General features: G+C 30.4%; 12 protein-coding genes. 7 read left to right on the top strand and 5 right to left on the bottom strand.

The window, feature by feature from the left end; translation table 4 throughout:
- Positions 1-70: 70 nt before the first annotated feature.
- The 4 genes from tsaD to ACX1M8_RS02865 are packed head-to-tail and all read right to left on the bottom strand — an operon-like array spanning position 71 to position 2,815.
- Positions 71-1,009: a tRNA (adenosine(37)-N6)-threonylcarbamoyltransferase complex transferase subunit TsaD gene (gene tsaD, locus ACX1M8_RS02850; protein WP_458835145.1), complete on the bottom strand. Its 939-nt coding sequence runs from the start codon at positions 1,007-1,009 to the stop codon at positions 71-73.
- A complete protein-coding gene (gene tsaB, locus ACX1M8_RS02855; RefSeq protein ID WP_458835146.1) occupies positions 1,009-1,566 on the bottom strand; it encodes a tRNA (adenosine(37)-N6)-threonylcarbamoyltransferase complex dimerization subunit type 1 TsaB in 558 nt (185 codons plus the stop codon). Before tsaB ends, tsaD begins: the two co-directional genes overlap by 1 nt.
- A complete protein-coding gene (gene tsaE / locus ACX1M8_RS02860) occupies positions 1,566-1,958 on the bottom strand; it encodes a tRNA (adenosine(37)-N6)-threonylcarbamoyltransferase complex ATPase subunit type 1 TsaE (protein WP_458616513.1) in 393 nt (130 codons plus the stop codon). The genes tsaB and tsaE overlap by 1 nt, the downstream gene beginning before the upstream one ends.
- The gene (locus ACX1M8_RS02865) at positions 1,958-2,815 is read right to left on the bottom strand and encodes a DegV family protein (RefSeq protein ID WP_458797747.1); all 858 of its coding nucleotides are present in this window, start codon (positions 2,813-2,815) and stop codon (positions 1,958-1,960) included. The genes tsaE and ACX1M8_RS02865 overlap by 1 nt, the downstream gene beginning before the upstream one ends.
- Positions 2,816-2,861: 46 nt before the next feature.
- On the opposite strand from ACX1M8_RS02865, the gene tapR reads away from it, so the two are divergent.
- Positions 2,862-3,443: a TyrS-associated PheT N-terminal domain-related protein TapR gene (gene tapR, locus ACX1M8_RS02870; RefSeq protein WP_458836755.1), complete on the top strand. Its 582-nt coding sequence runs from the start codon at positions 2,862-2,864 to the stop codon at positions 3,441-3,443.
- Positions 3,443-4,678 carry a tyrosine--tRNA ligase gene (gene tyrS / locus ACX1M8_RS02875; protein WP_458836756.1) on the top strand — a complete coding sequence of 412 codons (1,236 nt, stop codon included), beginning with the start codon at positions 3,443-3,445 and terminating at the stop codon, positions 4,676-4,678. Before tapR ends, tyrS begins: the two co-directional genes overlap by 1 nt.
- A 56-nt stretch (positions 4,679-4,734) precedes the next feature.
- On the opposite strand, the gene ACX1M8_RS02880 is transcribed toward tyrS, so the two are convergent.
- On the bottom strand, positions 4,735-5,487 hold the full coding sequence (locus ACX1M8_RS02880) for a phosphotransferase family protein (protein ID WP_458616517.1): 753 nt from the start codon (positions 5,485-5,487) through the stop codon (positions 4,735-4,737).
- Positions 5,488-5,557: 70 nt separating this feature from the next.
- On the opposite strand from ACX1M8_RS02880, the gene ACX1M8_RS02885 reads away from it, so the two are divergent.
- The 5 genes from ACX1M8_RS02885 (at position 5,558) to recA (ending at position 14,350) form a co-directional block, all read left to right on the top strand.
- On the top strand, positions 5,558-6,313 hold the full coding sequence (locus tag ACX1M8_RS02885; protein ID WP_458836757.1) for a type III pantothenate kinase: 756 nt from the start codon (positions 5,558-5,560) through the stop codon (positions 6,311-6,313).
- 54 nt (positions 6,314-6,367) lie between these two features.
- Positions 6,368-7,429: a phosphatidate cytidylyltransferase gene (locus tag ACX1M8_RS02890; protein ID WP_458836758.1), complete on the top strand. Its 1,062-nt coding sequence runs from the start codon at positions 6,368-6,370 to the stop codon at positions 7,427-7,429.
- A 14-nt stretch (positions 7,430-7,443) separates the two neighbouring features.
- Entirely contained in the window at positions 7,444-11,841 is a 4,398-nt protein-coding gene (locus ACX1M8_RS02895; protein ID WP_458836759.1) for a PolC-type DNA polymerase III, read from the top strand.
- A gap of 207 nt (positions 11,842-12,048) precedes the next feature.
- The gene (gene tuf / locus ACX1M8_RS02900; RefSeq protein WP_458616521.1) at positions 12,049-13,236 is read left to right on the top strand and encodes an elongation factor Tu; all 1,188 of its coding nucleotides are present in this window, start codon (positions 12,049-12,051) and stop codon (positions 13,234-13,236) included.
- 121 nt (positions 13,237-13,357) lie between these two features.
- Positions 13,358-14,350, top strand: coding sequence for a recombinase RecA (gene recA, locus ACX1M8_RS02905; RefSeq protein WP_458836760.1), 993 nt, complete (start codon positions 13,358-13,360; stop codon positions 14,348-14,350).
- Positions 14,351-14,568 lie beyond the last annotated feature (218 nt).

Raw genomic sequence — 14,568 nt, forward strand, 5'->3', positions numbered from 1 at the left:
AATATCTGACTTAGGCCAGATATTTTTGTGTTGCACTGGAGATTACACTCCAGAATAACACCTTTTAGTGTTATTTTTTGTTTTCTTCTAATAATTGTAGATAAGCAGCTTGAGCAATCATTGCTCCGTTATCTGTAGCATACTTAAGTGAAGGAATAATTGTGTTTGGATGCAATTTAACAAATTCACTTCTAAGTAATTTGTTAGCAGAAACACCACCCCCAAGTACTAATGTAGCTACATCATAGGATTCAAGAGCTAATTTTGTTTTTTCAATTAAGTATTCAACAGCTGTTTTTTGGAAAGAAACAGCATATTGAATAGGGTCGATTTCTTCATTTTTCATTTTTGCTTTATTGACTTTATTTAAAACTTGAGTTTTAAGACCTGAAAATGAGAAATCTAAAGCATTATCTGTGTGAGGTTTAGTAAATGGAATAAAATCACTAGTATAATTTTGACTTAATTTATCAATAAGTGGCCCACCTGGAAAGCCTAGCCCTAGGCGTGAAGAAACTTTATCAAATGCTTCACCTACAGCATCATCTAGAGTTTCACCAATTATAGTTGTTTCAATAGGCGATTTAGCATAGATAAGCTGTGTGTGACCACCTGATACTAATAAACATAAAGCTGGGAATGTTATTTCTTCAGTTATGGTTGAAGAAAGAAAGTGTCCAATTAAGTGATTAATAGGAATCAGAGGTTTTTTAATACTTTGAGCAAAAGCTGAAGCGAATAAATAACCAACTTGAAGTGTTCCAATTAGCCCTGGTTCTTTAGTGTAAGCTACATAATCAATTGAATTAGGATCATATTTTTCTTGAAGCATTAATTGAATTAAAGCTATATTTTTAACATGTTCACGTGAAGAAACTTCAGGGATAGTACCACCAAATTCCTTGAAAATATCAATTTGAGAAATAGTTCACATGTCTAGAACTTTACCATCTTCTAAAATAGCTAGTGATGTATCATCATGTGATGTTTCAATACCTAAAATACGCATTATTTTTGACCTCCGATTTGAGGTTGTTTTATATATAAAGGCTCAATTTCCATTGCCTCATAAAATTTGAATACATCTTTGTACAAGATAAATTCATTTATCATACGTTCAAAATTAATCTTTGTGACTTCTTGTAAGTGTTTTTCTACAACTTGAATCTTCTTATGATAGTCGTTTGCACCTAGAGTAAAGTTATATTCATATAACTTGTTACCTTGAGCATCTGTGTATAAGAAATCAGTATGAGGGTGTTGTTTGTGTAGAATATCCATACTTGTTGTGATATACATAGGAATCTTATTTAACAATGAGATAGTTCTAAAAAACACAAGTGAGCTTCTGATTCCTGTAAAAAATCCAGGTCCTATATTTGTGTATAAACCACTAAGATCTTGGATTTGAATTTTATTTCTTTCTAGCAGTAATTGGAATTGGTTTGTAATTAATTCAACCTTCTTTTTATATCCATGTAATAGAATAAAATCAAGAACCTCAAATTCTTGATTGAATAAAACTAAAACAAAATCTTCACTTGAGGTATCTAAATAAATGTTCATTATCTAACCTCCACAATTTCAAAAACGTGATGTAAATCACGATCGATATAAGCATTAATTTCGACAAATTGATCAAATTGATATTTCTTTAAATTAGCTCATTCAATAGCAACGATATTATCATCAAAATAATCTTCAAATTCTTCTATATCGCCTTTGTAATTATAAAGATCCATATGAATAAGACCTGAATAATCTTTCATATATGAGAAACTAGGTGATGTTATGTTTTGTTTAATTCCTAATTTTTTTGCTAGTAGCTTAACAAATGTAGTTTTTCCAGCCCCTAAATCACCATTTAAAAGAAGGATTCTTTTTTCTTTGAATAGATTTAAATTAGCATCTATAAAATCGTTTAAATCTGAAAGCGATGTACAAATTATTTTTTGCATTATAGTACCGCGATTTCTTGATCTGAAAGCTTTCTTCCTAATTTGATAACAACGATTGCTTCAGGCCCTGTATGAATAGAAATGCAATTTGGTAAGCAACTAGAAAAAATGCGATTGTTTGGATAGTTTTCTTTAACATATTCAACAAATTGTGGATATTCACTGCAATCGTTTTGAAGAATTAATAAATCTGAATCAGAACCTTGTAATTTTTCATCAATTTTATTAAGAATAGTTTTGTTAAAGATTCTACCTTTACCTTCTTTCTCTAGTTTACCGTGATAAAAGGAAATTATAGGAACGATTTTTAATAACTTAGCCACTGTAGCTGCTGAAGGCGATAAGCGACCACCTTTAACTAAATAATCGTTGTATTTAGGGAATAAAGAAACCAACATATCTTCACGTCATTGTGCAGCTTTTTGAAGTGCTGTATCAACATCCATATTTTGATCTTGAACTAGAGATAAAAACTCATACACTTGGAATGTTAATAAGATAGCAATATATTCTGAATCAAAAACTCTTAATTTAGGGTATAAAGATTCTAAACCTTTTAGATTTTGGTATTGAGATGAAAGGTGTTTTGAAATCGGAAAGGCTACGACATAGTCGTAATCTTGACTTAATTTTTCAATTAAGTCTTCAGCAATTCCAATAGGTGTACAAGCTGTTTTATATGATTTTGTATCAAGTGAAAAGTAACGGAAAAGTTCATCACTCTTTAAGTTATCTCCATCATTGTAAATTTTATTATCCAACTCTATTTTTAGTGGTAAAAAATATCAACCCAGAGCTTCGACCTGCTCCTTAGTTAAACCACATGATGAGTCTACTACTATAGCTATTTTTTTCATAATTGTATTATATTATAAATTAATATAAAGAAGGTATAATATCTACATGATATTATTTAATAATTTAGACAAAGTATTTAAGAATACAGCAGTACTTTTTGTAGATTCAAAAGTAAAAAAAGTACATCAAATTAAAAGCGAAGATTTAGTTTTCTTTGTTGACGAAAACAACAAGGTTTCAAGCATCAATGTGCTTGATAATGCTAAATATTACATTCCTAAGGATATTAAATTTGGCTATATAAACTCAGATAGCGAAGATTTAATTACTAAAAAGGCCAAAGAATTAAATCTTGAAATTTCAAGTGAGCAAAAATTCATTTATGGCTTAATCAAAGAAAGAAAACAACACCCTAAGAGTGAAAGATTATTTGTTCTTCAAGTAGAAGTTGGAAATGGACAAGTTATTCAACTTGTAACAAATACCTTAGATTCTCAAGAAGGAAAAGTAGTTGTTTTAGCACTACCTGGTAGTGTTACAAAAGCTGGTACAGATGTGCTTGAGGGTGAAATTATGGGTGTAAAAAGCTATGGAATGCTCACAGGATACCAAACTTTAGGTTTTGACAAAGAAGGTCTAATTTTTGGAGATGAAAGCCTAATAGGAAAGGATTTTAATTTTAAATAATGACTGTAATAGAAGATTTAAAAGATCGTGGGATTTTAAAAGCAATTAGTAGTGAAGAAAAATTTGCTAATTTACCTAAAGGAGCTGCAGTATACTGTGGATTTGATCCTACAGCAACTTCACTTCATTTAGGAAACTACATTCAAATTGCTAACTTAATCAGATTTAAAAACCATGGTTTTAAAGTTTACGCCTTACTTGGTGGAGCAACAGGAATGATTGGTGATCCTTCATTTAAGGATGCTGAAAGACAACTTTTAGATAATGAAACAATTTTAAATAATAAAAACCACATCAAAGCTCAATTAGAAAGCTTTGGATTAGAAGTTATTGATAATTACGACTTCTACAAAGATATGAACATTTTAGATTTCTTAAGAGATGTTGGAAAACTAGTTAATATTTCTTATATGCTTGCAAAAGATTCTGTAGCATCAAGAATTAATAACGGACTTTCATTTACTGAGTTTTCATACCAATTAATTCAAGGTTGAGACTTTTTATCTTTATACAAAGATAAAAATGTCATGATCCAATTTGGTGGATCAGATCAATGAGGAAACATCACAACTGGTCTTGATATGATTTCTACAGTATTTGGAAACGAACATAAAGCTTTAGCAATCACAGCTAACTTGCTTACAGATGCAAATGGAAATAAATTTGGTAAATCAACAGGTGGTGGATCACTTTGACTAGATAGTGATAAAACAAAACCTTATGTTATGTACCAATTCCTATTAAATCAACCTGATAGTGAAGTTGAAAAATTATTAAAATGATTAACATTTTTGGATAAAGAAGAAATTGCTGAAATTATAAAATTACACAATGAAGATGCTTCAAAGAGAACTGCACAAAAAGCTCTAGCATATAATGTTATTAAGCAAGTTCATAATGAAGAAGAAGCTAAAAAAGCTCATTTAGCATCAATGATTTTATTTAATAAAGATTTTGATTTAGCAAGTTTTGATGTTGAAGAAATTTCTAAACTAGAAGATGTGTTGAATACTATCGAACTTAAAGCAAATGAAAATTTAGTAACTCAATTAATTGCTTTAGGAGCACTTAAATCTAAACGTGAAGCAAAAGAATTTATCCAAAATAAAGCCTTAAAAGTAAATTTAGTACCAATGAATGAAGAAGATAACTTTACTTCAAATATTTGAGAAGGTAAATATGCTTTAATTCACATTGGTAAGAAGAATATTTACTTAGTAAAAGTACAAAAATAAAATCCACACAAGGTGGATTGCAATGCAACCGATGTGTTGCATTTTTTATGCCTATGTTACTGTCTAAAAAGCTTATTAGCTTTCTTGTATTCATATAATTCAACTGTTTCTTTAAGTTTAGCAATACAGTGTGAATCATCAAAAGGTTTAACTTCTTGAGCATTATCTCAAAGAATTGTTAAATAGTAAACTAAAATCTTTTGTTGAATTAAGTACTCTTCTCAATAAGTATCATAACAATCTAAGAAATAGCGTTCTTGTTCTTCATTTAGGAAAGCTCCACAAATAAAGTAAGCTAAATCAAAGTGCTTATCGCCCATTGAACAGTATTCCCAGTCAATAAAGTAGATTTTACCTTCTTTAGAAAGTAAAATGTTGTCTAAGTATAAGTCGTTGTGTAAAGGACGATTAGCTTCAGAGTTTTTTAGAATTAAATTAATTCTTTTATAGTATTCATCTATAACATCAATTTTGATCCCACGTTCATTTAGGATTTTGCGATATTCCTTGACTCTAGAAGCTACATTTGTTTTAGGGAACTTTAGATCTGAATTATGTAGAGTTTTAAAGTCATCTGCAATTTGTTTTAAGGTGTCTTTGTTGAAAACTAGAGGTTGAGTTTGGATTCATTCTCACTCAACTTCATTTTCATCATCTTTAATTAGTTTTGGAACAAAATCAAGTTTTCTAAGTTGTGAATAATCAACCTTATGATTAAATTTATTTCTTATTTTAGTTTGTAGCATAGTGTTGTGATCAGTTTTATATGAAATATTAGTGTGTCCAACTTCTATTAATTCTTTATTCATATCTTCTCCAGTTTATTTGTTAAGATTATATTAATATATTTATATTTTAAAGGAAAAGGTAAAGTAATATATGATAAAAAATGAAAATAATTATATTGTTTTTGACATTGGAAACACAATGATTAAAATGTTTGCTTTTGATAAAGATTTAAAAGTAATTTTTAAAGAAAAATGGCTATGTGCAAGCAATAAAAGTATTGTTTTAGAAAACATACTAGCATTTTTTATGCCAAGTTTTGATGATCAAATTGTAATAGGAAGTACTAATTCAAATATTCAATATCAAAACGACATAGAGAAACAACTTCAATCATTAGGTTTTAAAAATATAAGCATTTTGAATAATAGTTGCAAAACAAATTTGAAACTTAATGAAAACATTCAACACAATGAGCTAGGCTTAGACATAAAAGCTTGTTGTGAGTGAGCTTACCAAAATGAAATTCAAAATGCTTATATCTTTATGTTTGGAAGTGCTTTAGTAGGATTGAAAATTCAAGAAGGGATTTTAGAAGGAGCTAGTATTGCACCAGGCGCTTACGCTTCTTATCGTCATATGAAAAGTAGTATACCTGCACTTGATATGTTGCCTTATGTTGCAAATAAGGAACTAGGAACAAATACGCAAGAAGCTTTAAATTCAGGGTTATACAACTTGCTAAATGGCTTCGTTTTATCAAATATAAAACAAAATACTAATTGTGAAATCGTCCTTACAGGTGGGGATGGAGCATACTTAAAAAATCATTACACATATAAAGAAGAATTAGTGGCATTAGGCTATTTATATTTAGTGTTAAATACTTCTAAGCCTACTACAATATAGGGGAATAATTTTTAATTTGCACGTTATTAGAAAGGATTTTAATATAATTACAATATGGAAACGCAATTACAAAAACATAAGAATTTTTGATTAAATCGCTTTGTACCTGCAATGGTTATTGTAGCTGTACTAGCTGTAGTTTTAATCGTTTTATCATTTTCTTTTAGACCTGATCTATATGCTAATTTTTCAACTGCAGGTTTTTGGATACTAAGAGTATTTGCTCTTTTAATCCTAGCTGCATTAGTTGGATGAATATTTTATGAATTATCACATGCTTATAGCAGCATGTTATGACCATCAATTATTTTAACAATTCTATATTCATTAGCCTTGATGCTTGGTCCAGATATGTTCATCAATATTTTATTTGGTAGAGATAAAGTCTATCCAAATATGAATGTAAATGGAGATATGAATAAAAATATTGTAGGTTATTTTGGAACATTATTTACTCAATATATCTATGATTACTGAGCGCCACTTACAACATTTATCATTGTGCTAGTGTTCTTTCTAATTAGACTTGTCGTAATTCAAAATGTAAACATCCTTGCTTTAGTGATAAAAACTATTTCATTATGATTTATGTCACTCTTTTTAACATTGTTTATTAAGACCTTTATTGTTTTAATGACTCAAAAAATAGGAATTGAGTTAGTTATAATGCTAATTCTTGTGGCTTGTTCATATGATATAGGTGGATATTTTGGAGGAAGATTCCTTGGAGGTAAATTTATTAAAGCTAAATTAGCTCCAAATATCAGCCCTAAAAAAACATGAGAAGGTGCTTTTGTAGGTTATATTGCTTCTTTCTTAATTACTTTAGCATACATTTACACAGTTTATGGAATTAGAGGAACAGATTCAAATACATTAGGTGCTGTACTTTTAAATCCACATGCAAGATTTTTCTCATATTTACTTGTTTTCTTATTTGTTTCTCCTGTAATTGCTTTATTAGGTGATCTATACTTTTCATTAACTAAAAGAAGAAATGAAATCAAAGACTTTTCTAATATTCTTAAAGAACATGGTGGATTATTAGATAGAATTGATTCAATTTCATTTGTATTTGTATTCTTTGGAATTTTAGTAGCTTGTTCGACATTGTAAGGAGGTAGAAGTATATGCAATATTCAGATAAATCATTTCAAAAACTTATGGACTACTTAGGCCTAAGTTTTTTATCATCCTTACAAGATGCTAAATTTGATAGTGATAAAGTTGAATTTAAACGTGGTGATAATAATGAAATCAAATATCAAAAAGTTTATTTAACCACAAAAGTGCCTACCTGAAGTGATTTTGAGCAAATTCTTTTAGCATGCAAAAAAGATAAATTTTGAATTGAGTACACATATGAAGATTTAGATTTTGCTTCAGATGAGTTTAAAAATTACATAATTGGAATAATGGAATTAGAAGATGAGTTAAATAATTCAACTTTACATCATCATCTTAGAGCATTTGATTTGTTAAGTTACAATTCTAACAATAATGCTTGAGAATTTTCTTATTCAGATAAAGGAATTGCACAACAACTTGAAATAGAAGCTGGTAAGCTTTCAAGTTGCTTAAGAAATTTTGGATTTAAGAATTTTATTCTGCTACCTAAATTCGTAAACAGCGATAACACAGACTTAGAAAGTCAAATTAGAAATCAATATCAACAAAAAGCTGTTATTTATTCAGATGATAATTATGCAACTTCACCTTCAAATTTTGATAAAAAAGTAGGTGAACAAAAGTGAAGCCAAAATCGTAATTTTAGAAGAAACACTAAAGCTAAAAATTATTCAGCAGTTAATATCAATTACATTTCAGGATTAGCTCCTGAAGTAATTGATCTTCCTATTACTACATCTGGATTGGTTTATAAAATAGAAGTTATAGAAAAACCTGAATTTAAAATTTACAAAATTAATATTTCTGACTACTATGATGCTGTTGAAATAAGCTACTTTGTTAACAATAATAATGTTCCTGAATATATTCCAGCAATGGATGATTATGTAGAAGTCTATGGTACAGTGGCAAACCCTTATTCTTATCGTGGTGAAGGCCCATTAAATAAAATTATTAAGGCTCATTATTTTGTAAAAATTGATAACCCAAGAAATACAAAAGCTGATAATGCTGACTTTAAACGTGTAGAGTTATCAACACGTTCAAAAATGAGTACAATGGATGGAATTTTAGAACCTAACGAAATTGTTTCAATAGCAAAAGGCTTTGGACATAGTGCTGTAGCTCTTGTGGATTCAAATGGTGTACAAGGATTCCCTGAATTTTTTGCTTCAGCCAAAAAAGCCGGAATCAAGCCCATTTATGGAGTTTCTTTTGATGTTATAGATAAAAACCACAATTTCTTGCTTAATTATGATGGTAAAAATCGTGATATTTTAAGTAGCGAATATGTTGTTTTAGATATTGAAACAACCCACTTGTCTGCTCAATATGGAGATTTAATCGAATTTGGTGCTTCAGTTGTTGTAGATGGTGAAATTAAAGAAACACACCAATTTTTCATCAAGTCTAAAAAACCACTTTCTTCAACTACAATAAACTTGACTAATATAACGGATAAGATGTTGGAAGAAGAAGGATATAGCTTGCAGGAAGGGCTAGATAAAATTTACGAGATCATTAATAACCGTGTTTCTGTAGCTCACAATGCACACTTTGACTCGCATTTTATTTATCAAAAATTTATTCAAGAAGGTAGAGAATTACCAAATACCTTCTTCATTGACTCACTTATTGTTTCTAGATATTTATTTAGTGAAAAAAGAGACCATAACTTAGGTGCATTCTGTGCAAACTTATCTGTTATGTATGATGCAAATGTAGCCCACCGTGCTGATTATGATGCTGATGTGCTTGCTCAAGCTTGAATTAAGTCAATGCAATTACTTAGTGAAAGAGGAATCAAAACCTTTGATGATCTAAATAATATTGAAGATATAAGTATTTATACACGTACTCGTTCTAGTCAAATAACTGTTTTAGCCTTAAATCAAGCTGGATTAAAAGAATTATTTAACTTAGTTACATTATCTTTAACTCAAAGATTTTATGGAACACCTAAATTATTTTTCGAAGATCTACCTAAAAGTAAGAATTTATTAATTGGATCAGGAGGACTTAAATCTAGATTATTAGATTATATGTTTTACTCCTCAGATCTAGCGATAAAAAATTTAGTGGATAAATTTGATTACATAGAAATACCTCATATTTATGCTTTAGATCATTTCATTGAATCACCAGATAAATTCTCACAATTTGAAGTGCAAGACACTATTTTAAGAATGATTAGAGTTGCGATGGATAACAATAAGATTCCTGTAGCAATCGGGGATGTTAGATATAGAGATGAACTAGATAAAAACACATTTAAGTGTGTTGTTTATTCAAAAGGTATAGGAAACTCTACACACTTCTTATTTGACTATCGTAAAGCTCAAGCAAAAACTATGAAGCTACCTGATTTAGGTTTTTACACCACGGATCAAATGCTAGATGCATTTTCATTTATCAATAAACCTGAATTAGTGGAAGATATTGTTATTAATAACCCAAATCACATTGCAAAATTAGTGGATGATAATATCGAAGTTATCCATGATAAGTTGTACACTCCTAAATTTGATAATTCTAAAGATAAACTTTATGAATTAGTTTATAAGACAGCACATGAAAAATATGGTGAAGTTTTACCACCACTAATTGAAGAAAGACTTAAGAAAGAAATTACGCCTATTCTAGAATATGGATTTGATGTTATCTATTGAATTTCACACAAACTTGTTAAGAAGTCACTAGATAATGGATATATTGTAGGTAGTCGTGGAAGTGTTGGTTCTTCATTAGTTGCTACAATGGCAGGAATTACTGAGGTTAATCCACTTCCGCCACACTATATTTGTAGTAAATGTAAGAATTTTGAGCTTGTAAATATCGAAGGAATCACATCAGGTTTTGACCTTGATGATAAAGTTTGTCCTAAGTGTAACATTGTTATGGAAAAAGATGGACAAACTATTCCATTTGAAACCTTCCTTGGTTTCAATGCTGATAAAGTTCCTGATATCGACCTTAACTTCTCTGGGGATTATCAAGCAGAAATACATAATGAAATTAAGAGGTTATTTGGTGCAGGTCACACTTTTAGAGCCGGAACTATTTCAACGGTTAAAAGCAAAACTGCCTATGGTTATGTTAAAAAAGCTGTTGAAGAATATGGGTTTGAGTTCACTGCTCCTTACATAGATTTCTTATCTAAAAAGATGGAAGGTGTGAAAAGAACTACAGGACAACACCCTGGAGGAATTATAATTATTCCTAAGGAATATGATGTAGAAGACTTTACGCCTATTAATTACCCAGCTGATGATATTTCACTTGATTGAAAAACAACACACTTTGATTTCCACGCAATTCACGATAATGTCTTGAAGCTAGATATTTTAGGTCACGTTGACCCTACTGCAATTAGAATGCTTGAAAGATTAACGGGATTAGATGTTAAAAAAGACATTCCTAAAAAAGATCCAGCAGTTATGTCCTTATTTAGTAGTACAAAAGCTCTAAAAATTGAGCCTAAGGATATAGGTGGAGAAATCACAGGTGCTTTAGGAATACCTGAATTTGGAACTAACTTCGTACGTCGCATGCTTTATGAAGCTAAAGCTGAATCATTTGCTGATTTAATTTCTCTTTCAGGACTATCTCACGGAACTGATGTTTGAACAGGTAATGCTCAAACCTTAATTAATGAAAAAGGATTTGCACTTAAAGATGTTATCTCATGTCGTGATGATATTATGGTATATCTCATTAATCGTGGTGTTGAACCACTTTATGCCTTTAAGATAATGGAAAAAGTTCGTAAGGGTAAAGGCTTAACAGATGAGGAATCTGAAAAATTAAAAAGCAATAATGTACCTGAATGATGTATTGATTCTATGAAAAAAATTAAGTACATGTTCCCTAAGGCACACGCCACAGCTTATGTGCTTATGGCATGAAGAATTGCTTGATTCAAACTTTATTATCCTTTAGAATATTACGCGACCTACTTTACTACTCGTGTTGAAGAGTTTGATATTATGACACTTAGAAACGATCACGGTGCAGTAAAAATTAATAAGAAAATAAAAGAATTAGAAAGTAATAAAGATCGTAAAGTTAAAGAAGAAAACCTACTTCAAACTCTTGAAATCGCTCGTGAACTATATGCAAGAGGGTTTAATATTTCTAATATAGACTTAACAAGGTCACTTGCAACTGAATGAGTTGTTGATCGAGAACACAAAACATTAATACCTCCATTTTCAACAATTGGTGGTTTAGGGGAAGCTGTAGCAACTAAGATTATTCAAGGTAGAGAAGAAAGTCCTTATATTTCAAAAGAAGACTTCAAAAAACGTAGTGGAGTTAATGCTAGTTTATATAAATATTTAAATGAAGAATTAGGCATACTTGATTATTTAAATGAAACAAACCAAATGAAGTTATTCTAAAAAATGCATTTTTACAGCTATTAATAAGTATTTAATAAAAAAATTACATTTTTCTTAAAATGTTAAAAATTTGATAAAATTACATTGCTAATATAAACGGACAGGATCAGGATGAAAGACCTGACTTAAGGTTGGTTTTAGCGCTAAAACTAAATAACTTAAAAAATAATATCTAATTATATTTAAACATAGAAAGGATTACAAAATATGGCAAAATTAGATTTTGATCGTTCAAAAGAACACGTTAACGTTGGTACAATTGGACACGTTGACCACGGAAAAACAACTTTAACTGCTGCTATCGCTACAGTTTTAGCTAAAAAAGGTTTATCAGAAGCTCGTGATTACGCTTCAATCGACAACGCTCCAGAAGAAAGAGCACGTGGAATTACAATTAACACATCACACATCGAATACCAAACAGAAAAACGTCACTACGCTCACGTAGACTGTCCAGGTCACGCTGACTACGTTAAAAACATGATTACAGGGGCTGCTCAAATGGATGGTGCTATCTTAGTTGTTGCTGCAACAGATGGACCTATGCCTCAAACACGTGAACACATTCTTTTATCTAAACAAGTTGGTGTTCCTCGTATCGTTGTTTTCTTAAACAAATGCGATATGTTAGAAGGTGAAGAAGACATGATCGAATTAGTTGAAATGGAAATTCGTTCACTTCTTTCAGAATACGGATTTGACGGAGATAACGCTCCAATCATCCGTGGTTCAGCTTTAAAAGCTCTTGAAGGTGATGCTAAATACGAAGACAAAGTTATGGAACTTATGGAAGCTGTTGATACATACATCGAAACACCAGTTAAAGAATTTGACAAACCATTCTTAATGGCTGTTGAAGACGTATTTACAATTACAGGACGTGGAACAGTTGCTACAGGACGTGTAGAACGTGGAACACTTAAATTAAACGATGAAGTTGAAATCGTTGGATTAAAACCTACTAAGAAAACAGTTGTTACAGGAATTGAAATGTTCCGTAAAAACCTTAAAGAAGCTCAAGCAGGGGACAACGCTGGATTATTACTTCGTGGTGTAAACCGTGAAGATGTAGAACGTGGACAAGTTCTTGCAAAACCAGGATCAATCGTTCCTCACACAGAATTCGAAGCTGCAATCTATGTACTTAAAAAAGAAGAAGGTGGACGTCACACACCATTCTTCAAAAACTACAAACCTCAATTCTACTTCCGTACAACAGACGTAACAGGTGGAGTTGAATTCGAACCAGGTCGTGAAATGGTTATGCCAGGTGAAAACGTTAACTTAAAAGTTAAATTAATCGCTCCAATCGCCGTAGAAGAAGGAACAAAATTCTCTATCCGTGAAGGTGGACGTACAGTTGGTGCTGGTTCAGTAACAAAAATCATTAAATAATTTATTCACGAAAATAAAAGTGCACATGAAAATGTGTACTTTTTTACTACTTTGTTCAATTTTAGTTCCTAAATATGCATATTTAATTTATTAGATATAGAAAACAGAAAGGAACAAAAAAATGAATGAAGAAAAAGAAATAAAAAATGAAACTAATATTTCAGAATCAATCAAAGAAACTCTAAAGGAAATTAGTAAAAAAATGGGTGAAAATTCTATTATGGTATTAGGCGATATACCTTATATATCAGTTGACACTTTTCACAGTGGTAGTTACATCTTAGATAGATTATTAGGAATAAAAGGTTTTCCTAAGGGTAAAATTATTGAAATTTACGGACCTGAAAGTTCAGGAAAGACTACTCTAGCACTTAATGCTATTGCTGAAGTCCAAAAAGAAGGTGGTATAGCAGCCTTTATAGATGCTGAACACTCAATTGATTCAGAATATGCGCAAAAGATTGGAGTAGATATTAGTAAATTAATTTTATCTCAACCCGATTCAGGTGAACAAGCTCTAGAAATAGTAGATATACTCGCTAAAACAGGAAAAATAGATTTAATTGTCGTAGATAGTGTTGCTGCTCTTGTACCAGAAGCTGAATTAAATGGTGAAATGACTGATCTGCAAATTGGTGCTCAAGCTAGATTAATGTCTAAGGGGCTCCGTAAAATTACCGGTAATCTAAATAAAAATAAAACTACTATTATATTTATTAACCAAATTAGAGAAAAAGTTGGAGTCATTTTTGGAAGTCCTGAAACAACACCTGGTGGTAGAGCATTAAAATTCTATTCAAGTGTAAGAATAGAAGTTAGAAAAGGTTCACCTATAGTAGAAGGTAAAGATATTGTTGGATGCGAAATAAAATTCAAAGTTGTAAAAAACAAATTATCAATTCCTTATAAGACAGGTCAATCTGAACTATACTTCTCAGTTGGGCTAGATAAATTTGGCGAATTAGTTGATATTGGTCTGGAAAATGGCATTTTAGAGAAAAAAGGTGTTTGATTCAGTTATAAAGGTTCAAATGTAGCTCAAGGAAAGAAGAATATGCGCAATTTAATTTTTACTGATCAAGCTCTTTGCAATGAAATATTAGCTACATTATAAAAAATAATTTTTTTAGTCGCGATTTGCGATTTTTTTGTTATCATATGTTTACACATTTAATTGGTGATATAAAGCGGATTATGAAGTTAAAAAAATAAATTTATTTTTATGTTTGTAAATATCAAATCTGGTATATAATAATATCGCAACTTAAATGGTGCATAAAGTTCTTTGAAAACTAGATATATACAATGTACATGACAGTCAATTTTTTCGAG

It is taken from the genome of Mycoplasma tracheobuteonis, assembly GCF_054456995.1.